Source organism: Rhodococcus mengyinensis (assembly GCF_048381435.1).
Classification (GTDB): Bacteria; Actinomycetota; Actinomycetes; order Mycobacteriales; family Mycobacteriaceae; genus Rhodococcus_F; species Rhodococcus_F opacus_D.
Genome location: NZ_JBLWIT010000104.1, coordinates 1 through 12,703, shown reverse-complemented (window position 1 = coordinate 12,703; position 12,703 = coordinate 1). Strand labels below are relative to the sequence as shown.

Sequence of the window (12,703 nt, the reverse complement as noted above, 5' to 3'; positions counted from 1 at the left end):
AAGAAGCTACGCGTCCACTGTGCAGTATCTGAAACAACACACACGTTTCAGAACAGAAGAAAGAAGAACACCACCAACAACACTGTTTGTTGTGTGTGTCTTCGCTGATGTTCCGTGTGACAGTTTCATAGAGTTACGGCGGCCATAGCGGAGGGGAAACGCCCGGTCCCATTCCGAACCCGGAAGCTAAGCCCTCCAGCGCCGATGGTACTGCACCCGACAGGGTGTGGGAGAGTAGGACACCGCCGAACATCCGTTACCGAAAGCCCCCCAACCTTGTTGGGGGGCTTTCGGCATTCCGGAACACTTTTGCCGACGGCAGAGCGAAAACCGTTGCGGCACGATCTCTGTCGACCGTGCCTGGCGTCCGTCAGTAGTTGCCGCAGGTCTCGGCGATCGTCAGTGCCTTCGCGCGCCACTCGACAGCCCGGTCCGTCGGTCAGGACGGGTCTCCAGCCGGCTCTTCAGCTGCGGGTGCGCGTCGAGGACGGCCTGACGATCGGCAGGGGACTTCGAGAAGAAGTCCGCCAGCTGAGCCTTGCGCTCGGGTGCCTGATCCAGGCGGTCAGACGTTCTTCGGACCGCTCATCGACCGGACGGCCTCCGTCCTCGACGACTTCGACGCGGTCGAGAATGCCACCATTTCACGGTTTCTCGACGGCGTGAACCGTGCGGTCGCCGTCGAACGCCGGGCAGGCGCTCAGCGCACGGACGGGGCGGAGTCGAGGTCGCGGACACGGCGCGCGGGCAACCCCGCGTAGAGCCCGTTCGGCTCGCAGTCGCGGGTGACCACTGCGCCCGCCGCGACGACGCACCCTTCCCCACCGTCACTCCGGGAAGGATGATCGCGCCCGCGCCGATCCAGCACCCGTCGCCGATCACGATCGGGCCGTCGAGAACTCGTCCGCCCCGGCCGGAACTCGGACCGATCTCGTGGGTGCTCGTGACGAACTGGACGCGGTGCCCGACGGCGACCTGTTTGCCGAGCGTGATGGGCGCGGTGCCGTCGAACAGGACGCCGCGGTTGACGACGGTCCCCAGCCCCATCGTGACGTCCTTGCTGCCGAAATAGCAGCCCGAATAGATGCCGGCTCCCCACACTTTCGCTCCCGCGGCCATCAGCAGCAGGACCCGCAGCCACACGGGGGCGAACGCGGAGGCCTGGACGATGGTGACGAACCGCATCCCGTCACCCTATCCTCGCGGAGCACGTTCGCGATCGAGGTTTGCTATTCATTAACTGATTCACCGCACGAAACTGCACGGTGCGGCGTACTATGTGGGCGCCATCGAAGAAGCACGAGGGGGGACAGTGAGAAAACTGGATAGCGCCGGATTCGCTGCGCTGATGGAATCCATTCCCCAACGCGATCAGCGTTCACGACCGCGAACGAAACGTCGTGTTCAGCAACCCCGCCTGCGCGACGCTGATTGGCTACGACGCCGACGAATTCGCGAACCTCGACCACGCCGCAACTGTTCCACCCCGACGACGCCGCACTGTGGGGCACCACGCTCGCCCGGGTACTGAGCCAGGAAAGCCCCAGCGCGATAGCACATCTGCGCATCCGGCACCGGGAGGGCCACTGGATCTGGGTGCTCGTCGCGGCGTCCACGTTCACCGCAGGCACCGAGAGACTGGTCGCCCTCGTCCTCCAGGACGTCTCCGACACGATCTGGGGCAACCCCACGGCAGCGAGGCAGCCGATCCGATAACCGTCCACTCACCGGCCGTCGCCGGAACCGCAGCAGCACGGCGGAGTCCGAACGGTGGCGCCGCATCGCCGGCAGAAATGGGTGCGGTGCCCACCGTTGCTGGACGTCGCACACCCGCACACCTCCCACCCCACCAGTCACGTATTCGCGGCCAGCGGGTGCCCGTTCGGACAGCACCCCGGCGCGGTCTCGGTTCGGGCGGCCACACGTCGAATCGACCTCGGCAGTCGAACAGATGTGCGAATCGCTGCCCGAAGCGTCACATGTAATTGCCGGGCGAACCGTCCTCCTGGCCGTCTCCCGCTCCACCAGGAACCAACTCCGGGGGGCGTAGATCAGCTCCCGCGCGGCGCGGACGATGACGAGCGCCTCGGACTCGTGGATGCTGTAGCTGTCGTCGTCGCCGAAGTCGGTGACGGCGAACTCCGCCAATTGGTCGAGTGAGCGATGCGTCACAGTGAATGTCATGACGCCAGTGTCCCGCCGGGACAAGAGGGATGAATGAGGAAAGCCCCCACCCGCATCGTCTGCGGACAGGAGGCTTCTCTCGAAGTGGAGCTAACGGGACTCGAACCCCTGACCCCACACTGCCAGGCACGGGACGAGTCGCCGACCACCGTGTTTCCGCGCTCGGTCTATGTGCCGTCAAGGGCGTGAGTGAGTTCGGTGTCGTCGCCGTTGTCGTCAGACCTGTCGTCACCGACGCCCGCCTGTTCGACCACTTCATTACGAGTCGAACACGTCGTGTCCGCGCGGGGATCGCGGAGGTCCGTGCTCCCAGGTGAGGTGGCGATATGGCTCCGTGGGAGTTCCGTCGTGTCCGGGGTTGTCCGGGCGACTTGTGATAACTCGGTGACAACGAGGCGGACCGGCTGGCGGGTGGCACGGGCCCACGCGGACTGCCTACCCGCCTTCTCATAGGCATGCTCCCCACACGTAGAGGCTGGGAGTCAAGGGTGGCGGAGCGATTGAGGTCGAGATCCCAGACCTGAGGAGTCAACAGGACCTGAATAGTTAGAGCAACCTGTCAGAATCTGTTGGCCATAAAAATTTGCACAGGTCATAATTTGACCGTAGGCTTGAAGGAACTTTGACCCAGGGAGGGGCCGAAGACGAGCCGTTGGAGCAACTACATGGACAAGCACTTCGAACGGATCCGGGTCGCTGACCTCACTGTGGATCCGTCAATGGATACCGGGCGCCTCTACATGCAACGCGATGAGATCGCCGCCTGGACCGCAAAGATCGCCGAAGACTGGGACCCGGAGATGCTCCTCCCGGCGCTTGTGTCGAAACGGAAGGACAGCACCCTGGTAATCATCGATGGTCAGCACAGCAACCAGGCCTGCATCAGCAAAGAGGGCCCAGACTTCCTCCGCGACACGATGGTTTATGAAGGGCTGACCATCCAGCAGGAGGCGAAGCTCTTCCTTGCGGCGAACAAGCATCGCAAGCCGGTCAAACCATTCGACAACTTTCGGGTCTCGCTTACGGCGGGCGACGCCATCGCGATTCGCGTCAACGATGAAGTACAGGCCCTCGGCGGCGACCTCCAAGTAGCTGCCACCCCGAGCGCAAACCGCGTCGGCGCTGTCCAGGCCTTGCTTGCAATGGGCAAGAAACCGGGGATGGTCAGTCGAGTTTTGAAGGTGGTGAGTGATGCCTGGGGGCGCGATGCCAGCACCTGGGACAACATTGTCCTGCGAGCGGTGACCATGGTGCTCGATTGGCCCGGAAACTGGGAGCTCGCAGAGGACGCGCGGCTCATCAAGGTCCTGAAACGCGGAGGTTCTCCGACAATCTGGAAGCAAAACGCGGTGCGCCAGCGGGCAAGCGGTGGTGGCTCGGCGTCTCGGTCGACGCCCATGGCGAAGCAGATTGTGCAGGATTACAACGACGGTTTGGATCGCGAGAAGATGCTCCTGAGCGGCCGGCCCAAGAAGGCTCCGTCCAGCCCCGAGATCACGTTGTAGGCAAACAGTCGGCCCCATTCGAGCTGCCGCACTCCAGGCGCGCCGATGCCAGGCTTTAGCCTGCGTATCTGGGTGATTTTTCCGGCCTTTGTGGCGACCTGGTGAAACACTACGGAATAGAGCCCTGAACTGGGCAGGAATATCTTCGCAGTTCTGCCCAGTTCTTCGGCGTTCGTAGACTCTCACGGCCTGAAGACGGCCTGGCAGTCGCAACGCTGAGGGACCTCCTCGCGCCTCAATTCCTCTTGGCACGGGGTTCCATCCATGGACACTCGGCAGATGACCGAGGGTATTCCTCCTGATTCACTGTTCGCGGGCCATGGGCCGCGTCGCAGCTGCCAGCGCGGTGCTGGAGGACGTCCTACGCTACGTGCTGGCTGAACAGTCGGGTGGGCGATTGAGCAATTACGCGGTGATCTTCGAAGGCCAGTCGCTGGATTGGCTCACTTCTAACGCTGTCGCCGTGATGACCTGCCGCATTGAGAATCCCGGCTTAGAGTTCGATGAGCCTGAAACCATCGTGCACGTTGAACCTCTTCGAGACATCCTCAAGGCCGTGCCACCCATCAAGAATGCTCGGAACATCGTCGTCCACGGCGTGTGGAAATCGGAATGCGAGTACGAGGGTGACGAAGACCAGCTCCGTTTCTGCAAACCCCGCTCATCTGTAAAAAATCGCACTGAGCGGGCTTTTCACGTCACACGCAGCCGCTATCGGGACTTCACTGGTAGTGAAGAATCGTGGAGCGTAGGCGGTTGTGTGAGAAGGCCGCCGTTCCCCGAGTGCGTGTCCACGATCTTCGTCACTCATGCGCGACCTTGCTGTTCTCAATGGGTGCGGATGCGGCGACCATTCAGCGGATCCTGCGGCACAGCTCGATCAGCGTGACGACCGGGACCTACGCGGAAGTGATCGAGTCGGTGAAGCGAGAAGCGCTGGATTCGCTCGACTCGCTGTTCGGATCCGCCGAAGACACCGCGATATGAACTGTCGTCAAGTGTGTCGTCAACGGCCGACCGAAATGAGATGGAAACCGTAGTCTTCCCTGGTGGAAGTAAGTGGACTTTGTTCAAACTTAACGGCCCCGATGAAAGGGCCCTGACCACCACATCTGTTAATTCTGGACCAAATCCAGACAGCGGCGACACCATATCCTACCCGTGGGCGCGGCAGATCCAGCGTCGGTTGAATACGGACGAAGTAACCCGGCTCGTGGAGCGATACCAGACTGGCGCCTTGATCAAAGAGCTGGCCAGCGAGTTCGGCGTCAACCGACAGACGGTCAGCAAGCTGCTAGTACGGGCTGGCGTGCCACTTCGACAGCGTGGTCTGAACGCGTCACAGGTCGCGGACAGAAGCCGCGCGACTGTACAAAGCGGGCTGGTCACTCTTTCGGATCGGCGAACAGCTCAGGGTCGACCACACGACCGTCCGGCGACAGCTCCTCAAGCGTGGCGTCCTTGGTAATCGCTCGTAGCGCAACGCTTGAGTGCGTTGGCGTAGGTGTTGCGGTGGGCTGGGGTCAGGCCGATCTCGCCGACGACTGGGGCGGTGTCACTCAGCGAGGTCGGCTCCACGAGTCGACCGAGGACCAACTGGAAGAAGCCGTCGTCGTCAATCGCATCGAACCCCAACCTGCGCCATCCGGTCTCGATCACCTCGATCAATCAGCCAGCGGGACCGTTTCGCGGTGATCACCGACGGGCCGCCGCCGGGGCCGGCGAGCGCATACAGCCCCAGGAGTTCCTCCTGACCCTCGTCGACTTTGTCGCGGGCGACCTGCATCAACGCGGCCAACCTCACTGTCAGGGAATGGGTCAGACGCGGACAACCAACTCGCACCCGTCATTCTCACTGTCCGGGAAATACGAACCGGAGCGCAGCTTGGGGATCGCGATGCCCAGAGTGCCGGCACGGGTGTCGAAGTCGCGGTGTCGGTAGCCGTTTCGGCTGTTGGTGCGGTCGTCGGAGCGTTCACCGAAGCCGGCGCCGCACAGGGTGTCGGCCTCGGCGCCCATGAGCGCGTCGATGAACGTGGACAGCAGGCTCCGCAGCAGGTCGGGGCTGGCGTCGGCGAGCTGATCGCTCAGGAACGGGTGCAGGTCGATATCGTGGGCAGTGGCCATCGCGTGGTCCTTCATCGAGTGACTTTGGTCGGTCTCTCGAAGAGTCACGCGATGGCCGCCTTCATAGGGCTACGACACGCCGGTCAGGTTGGGATCCGGTTCGTACACCACTCTGCTGGACGCAACCTTGGATGTAACCGCTGAGACATGGAAATGCCGGTATGGCAAAGTCGTAGCGAGATGATTCGAATGGTCAGGAGCGATGGAGTGGTGCGCGGATGAAGCGTGATGCGGCATTCAACTCGCTGCTCGTGTGCGCTGGTGGTGGCGGACTAGCACTTGGGCTTGAGCAGGCCGGGTTCGAGCCTGCGCTCCTCCTCGACAATCGGTCGGTCGCTTGTGAGACGCTCCGATTGAATCGCCCTAAGTGGGATGTCGAAAGCTGTGATCTCCTCGACTTCGATCCCATCAACGAGCCGCGTCTCCTCGATATCGACCTGCTCGCCGCCGGGCTTCCACGGCTGAAGGCCTCGGCGGCGGTCGCGCGCACCCGCGGTACCGAGTACGAGTCGTCGCTGGTCCAGGCGGTCGCCTTCCTCGTGCATGGAGTTCAACCCAGAGCGTTACTAATCGACAATGTTCCAGAGCTCGCGACCAGCGACGCATATGCGCCACTCCGGTCCATGGTGGAGGTCGAGCTTGAGCACATCGGTTACTCATATCGATGGTTCGTCGTCAACGCTGCTGATATCGGTGTTCCGCAGGACCGCAAGCACGGTGTGCTGATCGCATTTAAAGACAGGGAGGTCGGCGGCATCAAAGTTCTTGAAGGAATCCCCGATTCGTGGCAGACCGTCGGGGAGGCGTTGCGCGAATCGATGGAAGCCAGGGGGTGGGAGGACGCGGGCGAATGGGCGACTCAGGCGGCCGTCCTGGCGCCGACACTCGTGGGCGGGTCGTGGGACCGCGGAGGTCCAGATCTGGGCCCGACGGGTTCGAAACGTGCCTGGGCCCGGATCGGAGTTGACGGAGGAACGGTAGCGGATAGGGTGCCGGGCCCGGACTTCGTGTGGGATCCGTCCCAGGGACGCCCCGGAATGGTGAAGTTGACCGTCGACCAGGCTGCAATCCTGCAGGGATTCCCCGCGGAGTGGCGTTTCGCCGGACGGAAGACCGCGCAATACCGACAGGTGGCAAACGCCATGCCGCCACCGCTGGCGAGGGCTCTGGGCATGGCCATCGCAGCGCTGCTGCGGTAGCACGCTGGCACCTCGGCGGGTCATCGGCCCATTCGAGACCCTGTCGGTGGCACACCTTAAACTCCACGCATGGTCCCCGCTCCTTCCAAGTCTCGTAGCAGGACGCAACGTCGCATGGTGGACCTGTTCGCAGGTCCCGGCGGACTCGACGTGGCGGCGCATTGGCTGGGCATACCGGTTCACGGCGTGGAATGGGATGACGATGCGTGCGCGACACGGAGGGAGGCAGGACTCGGTACCGAGCACTGCGATGTTCGCAGCGTTGGGCCAGCGGACTATCCCGACGCCACCGTTCTCGCGGGAGGCCCGCCGTGCCAGACGTACACCATGGCGGGCACAGGAGTGGGGCGCCGAGCACTCGACGAAGTGCTCGCATTCGTCAAGCGGATGGCTGTTGGCGACGATGTAACCGCGAGCATCGAAGCGTTGGATGACGAGCGCACCGGACTGGTATTGCAGCCGCTTCGGTGGGTTCTGGAGGCGGTCGGACAGGGCCTCCCGTTCGATGCGGTGGTCCTCGAGCAGGTGCCTGCAGTTTTGCCTGTCTGGGAAGCCTACGGAGAGGTTCTCGAAGGGCTCGGCTATTCGGTGGATTGCGGAATTCTTAAGACCGAAGCGTTCGGCGTTCCGCAAACCCGGCGTCGTGCCATTCTCATCGCTAACCGGGGATTGGAGCCGCGACTACCACGTCCCACCCATCGTGAATACCGAAAGGGCACGCCGAGGACCGAAGGGGACCCGAGTCTGCTGCCGTGGAATACGATGGCTGACGCCTTGCGTTGGAAAGACTCCACGGTGGGTGGAGGTGCGCGTCGGCCAGATCGATTCGTGGTGATCTCGAATTACGGTTCCGGTGGGGACCCCCGAGCGCGTGGCCGCCGTACGTCCGCGGAGCCGGCGGCCACAGTCACCGGGAAGATCTCCCGTAATCGCGTGGTGACACACGACCAGATCGAACTCCCAAGGTTCTCGCACTCGGAAGCCGGCCGACTGCAGACCTTTCCTGCCGACTATCCATGGTCAGGACGTGCAATCGCACAGCAGGTCGGCAACGCGATACCGCCCCGACTTGCCGCCCACGTATTGGCTGCGGCTCTCGGAATCGATCTGGGACCGGGCTTCCTCGATACCGCTGTCGCCTCCAAATGGAGCGAAACCCGGAACGGCGTGCTCGCCCTGGAATCGTGCCGCACCTGACATTTCTGTCAGCAGAGCTGATCGTCATCGGAGCTCTCTTCCGCCACGTGCCGGGACCGCTTCCTTCGGGGTGCGTCCGCCATGAGTCCTTCGAACAGTGACACGAGAGTGCTGACGGACTGGGCGTTGGTGTAGCCGTCATCGGGGCCCTCAGGAAGGATCCCCCATAGTACGGGCGGCATGTTCTCGACGGCATCGATCCACACCTGTAGAGCGTCATCGTCGACGAAGGCGTCCGGAGCCAGTACGTCGTAGACCAGGGTGCTGCCCGCAGTGTTGACCGCCGACGAGAGCGTATTGACGTAGTCGCCGACGTGAGAGGTGTTCTCGGAGAGCAATCTGTTGACTATTCGGAGAATCGCCTGTGCGGTTGGGCGATGATCGATGACGTCCAGCCTCATGGTTGTGTTGAGAACATCCTGCACCCGACACGCGACTTCGACCGGCGCATAGTCGCGGCCATCACGGAACAGTTCGGCCGCCCACCACAGTCGGGAGAACGCCTGCGTGTAATGCGCACCACTGAAGCGAGCCGGCGCCGCAACCGCCGCTCCCTTGTGCCGCCACACGACATAGTCCGGGGCTACGACCAACGCGATGAAGTTCCACAGTTCCTCGTTCGCGGCTTCGTGGCGAGTCATACGCAGGGTCGCGTGCAGGCGGGGCGCCAACCACTCGTCGGCGGCAGCCCGCTTACCTTCATACCGGTTCATCGCCTCGTCGAGGAGCTCACGGATCGGTCGTGTCCGCCAACGTGATTGCGATTCGGCCTTCATCACAGCCGACTTCATCAATGTCGCGGTGGCCGGTGGCTCGATCCCCGATTGCACCCCGCGGCCGAGGTGCTTCGTCACAACCGAACTGGGTAGAAGTCCCAGCGCGTGCGGAATCTGGATACCGCGGGTCACTGGGAACTCCTCACCTCAGACTGGTGGACCGAACGCACGGCGGCAGTGAGGGTCCGTGCGAGTCGACTTCGTCGTCCGGCGGCGTACTGGATGCGGGTTTGAATCTCCGACCATCCGACACCGTCACTTCGCTGGCGTTCGATCTCGTAGAGTGCATCGGTCAGCTGGCGGTCCGGAATCACATCGGGCAGCATCGTTCTCAGAACGGAATCACGCCACCCTCCTGGAAGCTGGGGCGTGCCGTCTTCGTCCTTGTCCAGGCTGCTCACCGCGGAATGGAACATCGCCGTCCATGCATCCTGCGCGATCTGGCTGGCCGCCATCTCGCGGAGCAGCTTCTCCTCGCCGGATCCGGCACTGGCGTTTAGGAGTTCGACCAGACCCTCCACCGCAGTGGTGTTCAGGTACACACGCGGGATCTCCGCCGACGTGTCGACGATCCACGCAGATTCTTTGAACGCCTCCAACCAGGCGAGCGGGCCGTCGCGGAAGTCCTCCTCGACGATGTCGACGTCACGTTGCCGAACGGGCTTGGATGCGGTGAGGTCGATGAACCAGGCCTGCTCGGTACCACCGATAACGCGGCCTCCCACACCATCGATCTCGGCAACCACTGTGAGCGAGAGGCTCGCCCGACGAACGTGGCGCGCATGGCACAGATCGACGGAACCCAACCACGTGCCGTGCGACCCTCGGGTCAGGACTGCAGTTGTGCGTGCGTTCGTAACCTTTTCGGTGACCACAGCCAGGCAGGAGACATTTGTCCAGGCGCCCTCGTCGAGTTCTCGCACGGGCACAGTCGCATTCAGCGTCAGTCGGGCGGATTCCCAGTGGGCGCGGTCGACCTCGTGCAGTGCGACCGTGCGCTCCGGCTTGGAGACCCTGCTGTAGTGCAGATCTTGTCCGTCTATGGCGACTGACAGAACATCGAGATCGACCTCCCCGATCAAGGTGGGGTAGGAGACGACAGGTTTCACGCGGCGCCTCCCCGAACCTTGGGAACCTCGACGAGAATGCGAGCGAATCGCCCCTTGACCGGGTGCGTCGCCGGGTCTGTGACACCGACAAAGATCGCCTGCCGGACGCGTGCCTCGATCCGAAGATTCTCGCCGTCCACGCGGCAGCCCTCGACCGCGGTGAGGTCGGTCCACCGGACTGTGGGCCGACCGCCAGAACGCACATCGAACTTCGCGATCGGCGTCAGCAACCACGGATCCTCTGATTCGGGCGCCTTCACCGTCACTGTCACCGACCAGGCGCCCGTGTCGTCGACGCTCCCCTGCATGTGGTGGACTGATGGCGCGCCCTGGACGATGGGCGGTCGTGATACACGTGGGTTCTCGAGTTTCAAGAGCTCGCGCAAGACCTTCGGTCCACGGTTCCGCTCAAAATCCCGTTGTCCGACGACACCGCGAACTGTCTTGTCGATGCTCGAACGGAACTCCTTGAGTCGCGTGAGGGCGCCCTTCTCGTACGAGGAGGTGAGTTCCTCGGTTCGGTCCCACTTGTCGTGTTCCGGTGGTTCCGAAGCGCGGAGGAACGCTTCGGCTTCGGCGACCTCGGTGCCTTCGCGGCCGGTTGCGTAGCCGGCGAGAAGTACCGCTTGGAAAGGTGGTGTGCCAAGCGGGATCTCGCGCGGGCGGTGTTCCGCGATCGTCATTCGGTTACCGCGTATGCAGATGACGCGATTGGCGGTTGTGGCGTTATCGGCCGCGGGTGTGACCAACAGGACGCAGTCGTGCAGTGCGCCTTTACTTCGCCCGGATGCTTTGCCCTTACGAGGAGTGACGACGAGCGGTACGGTCGCGTGCGCGACCTGGTCCGCGGCCGTCAGTGTCTCGACGGTGTCGTCATCGAGGTAGGCGCGAAGTGCGCGGCTAAGCCCGAATGCACCGATTCGTTGATCCAGTCGGGGTGAGTTTCAGTGTGCAGCAGTGGGCGGTGTGTGGGCGTGGTTGAGCGTCCGACCTCTCGTGTCGGGTTGTTCCACTGGGGCTTTCGCGTCGAGGTCGGGCAGGAGTCGCGGGTGTTAGACGATGGCCGGGTGATTGCGGCCGAAGGTTTTGTCAAACAGCGTGTGCCACGCCGTTTCCCACGGCCAATCCTGAGGGAGGTGCAGGGTCAGTCGCCTCGCCGAGGAGGCGATGCGTGCGGGGACCGAGACGAGGGTGCGCCGGAGGGTGCCGGTGGTCGCCCGCGTCAGCTTCGGATCGCCGGTGAGGGTGCCGGCGGCTCGGGTGAGGTTGAACGCCATTACCGCGCAGACGAGCCAGGCGGCGTTCGCGGTGAACCGGCCCGAAGGCAGGTGCGCGAGGGCGGAGTTCTTCAGGTCCGCGTGCACCTGTTCGATGATCGCGTGCTGACGGTGGGTTTTGTCGGCGGCGACGGTGTCTACATGGTCGGGGTCGGTGGTGGTGAAGAAGGCGTGGAACCGCCAGATGTCGAACAATGTGCCCTGTCCCTGGTCTTTGGGTGGTCGCAGGTCGGGGATGCGGCGCACGACCAGCCGCCCGGGGATCTGGTGGGCCTTCTTCTGGGAGGTGAACGCGGTGAACGGAATCTCTGCGACCTCCGCCCGCGAGATCCAGGTGTCGGCGCCCTCGTCGTAGACGGCGTCGGTGTACTCGATCGGCGTCCACGCGGACTCGTCCACGTCGATCGAGGCGATCGCCTGTTTGATGGTGGCGGTCAGGCGCACCGTGACCGAGACGTCGGCGCCCGCGCGGATCGCCGCACCGACGGTGGGATATCCGTAGAACGCCGAATCGCACCGGACCAGCGGTTTCAGCGGGCCGCCACCGCTCGGTCCGCCGGCCTGGGTGCGCAGCCGGTCGACGGTGGCCAGGGCGTCGGCGACCAGCCGGGCGGCCCCGCGCGGGGAGCCGCAGGCTCCGCGGCGCAGGCGTTGGGTGAGGATCACCGGCGTACCGGTCTCCGTGGTGACGGTGGCGAGCAGTGCGTTCAGCCCGCGCACGCCGGAGTAGCCGTATCCGGACCCTTGCTTTCCGTGGCCGTGGACCTCGATGATCGAATCGTCGATATCGACCAAGACCCGCCCGGTGTCGATCCCGGTGACCAGCGGGGTCTTCTCGGCGAGGTTGCCCAGGAACCGTGAGGCGACGGCGTCGAGTTGCCGGACGTGTCCGAAGGTGAACTGGCGGAGGAACGATCCCAGCGTCGACGGGGCATAGGGTCGGTCGAAGAGCGTTCCCATCGCCCCGTGTCGCACAATGGCCAGGTCGGCGATGCTGTCGGCGCCGGCGACCATCCCACCGATCAGGGATCCGATCTTGCGGCCCGGGTGGGCGCCTTTGTCGGTCGGGACGCTCAGGTGTTCGTCGGCGAGGGTGAGCAGGCCGCTGGCCTGCGCCAATGCCATCACCGGGACCAGCCCCGCGGTCGCCACCAGATTGGGGTCGTCGAACCTCGCCGCCGAGACGGGTCGAGTGTGAGATAGTTGCACCTACGAGATGCCCTTCGTCGTGGCCGAATTGTTTCTGTGAGAAGTTCAATTCTTCCACCACGGCAGGGCATTTCGCCGTTACGACCCACCCAAGGACTCATCCGGATCGGTGTATCCAGG

Annotated in this window: 11 protein-coding genes, 1 rRNA gene and 3 pseudogenes; 7 read left to right on the top strand and 8 right to left on the bottom strand. The window is 63.6% G+C overall.

Translation table 11 applies throughout. The features are described from left to right. Positions 1-134: 134 nt before the first annotated feature. Positions 135-251: ribosomal RNA gene (gene rrf / locus ACNJ7E_RS20980) — 5S ribosomal RNA — on the top strand. Between the two features lie 148 nt (positions 252-399). Here the strand turns inward: rrf and ACNJ7E_RS20975 are convergent. Then, entirely contained in the window at positions 400-531 is a 132-nt protein-coding gene (locus tag ACNJ7E_RS20975; protein WP_283353902.1) for a hypothetical protein, read from the bottom strand. A gap of 54 nt (positions 532-585) precedes the next feature. Next, positions 586-1,185 (bottom strand): acyltransferase, encoded by a 600-nt coding sequence (locus ACNJ7E_RS20970; protein ID WP_418340890.1) that lies wholly within the window; start codon positions 1,183-1,185, stop codon positions 586-588. A gap of 246 nt (positions 1,186-1,431) precedes the next feature. Here ACNJ7E_RS20970 and ACNJ7E_RS20965 point away from each other — a divergent pair, with 246 nt between their 5' ends. The 4 genes and pseudogenes from ACNJ7E_RS20965 to ACNJ7E_RS20950 all read left to right on the top strand — a co-directional run bounded on the left by ACNJ7E_RS20965 (position 1,432) and on the right by ACNJ7E_RS20950 (position 5,157). After that, complete coding sequence (locus ACNJ7E_RS20965) at positions 1,432-1,716, top strand: PAS domain-containing protein (RefSeq protein WP_283353858.1); 285 nt, start codon at positions 1,432-1,434, stop codon at positions 1,714-1,716. 1,133 nt (positions 1,717-2,849) lie between these two features. After that, a complete protein-coding gene (locus ACNJ7E_RS20960) occupies positions 2,850-3,689 on the top strand; it encodes a DUF6551 family protein (protein WP_283353859.1) in 840 nt (279 codons plus the stop codon). Between the two features lie 741 nt (positions 3,690-4,430). Further along, a pseudogene (locus ACNJ7E_RS20955) lies at positions 4,431-4,541 on the top strand (hypothetical protein); the annotation flags it as partial. 175 nt (positions 4,542-4,716) lie between these two features. Beyond that, positions 4,717-5,157 carry a helix-turn-helix domain-containing protein gene (locus tag ACNJ7E_RS20950; protein WP_418340889.1) on the top strand — a complete coding sequence of 147 codons (441 nt, stop codon included), beginning with the start codon at positions 4,717-4,719 and terminating at the stop codon, positions 5,155-5,157. On the opposite strand, the pseudogene ACNJ7E_RS44015 reads toward ACNJ7E_RS20950, so the two are convergent. Further along, positions 5,139-5,487: pseudogene (locus ACNJ7E_RS44015) on the bottom strand (IS1634 family transposase); the annotation flags it as partial. The gene ACNJ7E_RS20950 and the pseudogene ACNJ7E_RS44015 sit on opposite strands and share 19 nt — an antisense overlap. A gap of 59 nt (positions 5,488-5,546) precedes the next feature. Then, positions 5,547-5,816, bottom strand: a pseudogene (locus ACNJ7E_RS20935) (transposase); the annotation flags it as partial. 218 nt (positions 5,817-6,034) lie between these two features. On the opposite strand from ACNJ7E_RS20935, the gene ACNJ7E_RS20930 reads away from it, so the two are divergent. Together ACNJ7E_RS20930 and ACNJ7E_RS20925 are read left to right on the top strand one after the other, a co-directional pair. Further along, positions 6,035-7,015: a DNA cytosine methyltransferase gene (locus ACNJ7E_RS20930; protein ID WP_283353862.1), complete on the top strand. Its 981-nt coding sequence runs from the start codon at positions 6,035-6,037 to the stop codon at positions 7,013-7,015. Positions 7,016-7,129: 114 nt separating this feature from the next. After that, positions 7,130-8,212, top strand: a complete 1,083-nt coding sequence (locus ACNJ7E_RS20925) for a DNA cytosine methyltransferase (protein WP_283353863.1) — start codon at positions 7,130-7,132, stop codon at positions 8,210-8,212. Positions 8,213-8,220: 8 nt separating this feature from the next. Here ACNJ7E_RS20925 and ACNJ7E_RS20920 read toward each other — a convergent pair whose 3' ends face one another. From ACNJ7E_RS20920 to ACNJ7E_RS20905, 4 genes are all read right to left on the bottom strand, one after another. After that, on the bottom strand, positions 8,221-9,120 hold the full coding sequence (locus ACNJ7E_RS20920) for a DUF6339 family protein (protein WP_418340887.1): 900 nt from the start codon (positions 9,118-9,120) through the stop codon (positions 8,221-8,223). Further along, positions 9,117-10,070: a hypothetical protein gene (locus tag ACNJ7E_RS20915; RefSeq protein WP_283353865.1), complete on the bottom strand. Its 954-nt coding sequence runs from the start codon at positions 10,068-10,070 to the stop codon at positions 9,117-9,119. Before ACNJ7E_RS20915 ends, ACNJ7E_RS20920 begins: the two co-directional genes overlap by 4 nt. Positions 10,071-10,093: 23 nt before the next feature. Beyond that, on the bottom strand, positions 10,094-10,780 hold the full coding sequence (locus ACNJ7E_RS20910; RefSeq protein ID WP_418340886.1) for a hypothetical protein: 687 nt from the start codon (positions 10,778-10,780) through the stop codon (positions 10,094-10,096). A gap of 369 nt (positions 10,781-11,149) precedes the next feature. Beyond that, entirely contained in the window at positions 11,150-12,583 is a 1,434-nt protein-coding gene (locus ACNJ7E_RS20905) for an IS1380 family transposase (RefSeq protein ID WP_418339173.1), read from the bottom strand. Between the last annotated feature and the right edge of the window lie 120 nt (positions 12,584-12,703).

Excerpts from the sequence above, each read along its gene's own strand:
- ACNJ7E_RS20960 (WP_283353859.1), top strand. The coding sequence starts at position 2,850 with ATGGACAAGCACTTCGAACGGATCCGGGTCGCTGACCTCACTGTGGAT.
- ACNJ7E_RS20910 (WP_418340886.1), bottom strand. The coding sequence starts at position 10,780 with ATGACGATCGCGGAACACCGCCCGCGCGAGATCCCGCTTGGCACACCA.
- ACNJ7E_RS20970 (WP_418340890.1), bottom strand. The coding sequence starts at position 1,185 with ATGCGGTTCGTCACCATCGTCCAGGCCTCCGCGTTCGCCCCCGTGTGG.
- ACNJ7E_RS20930 (WP_283353862.1), top strand. The coding sequence starts at position 6,035 with ATGAAGCGTGATGCGGCATTCAACTCGCTGCTCGTGTGCGCTGGTGGT.
- ACNJ7E_RS20950 (WP_418340889.1), top strand. The coding sequence starts at position 4,717 with ATGGAAACCGTAGTCTTCCCTGGTGGAAGTAAGTGGACTTTGTTCAAA.
- ACNJ7E_RS20925 (WP_283353863.1), top strand. The coding sequence starts at position 7,130 with ATGGTGGACCTGTTCGCAGGTCCCGGCGGACTCGACGTGGCGGCGCAT.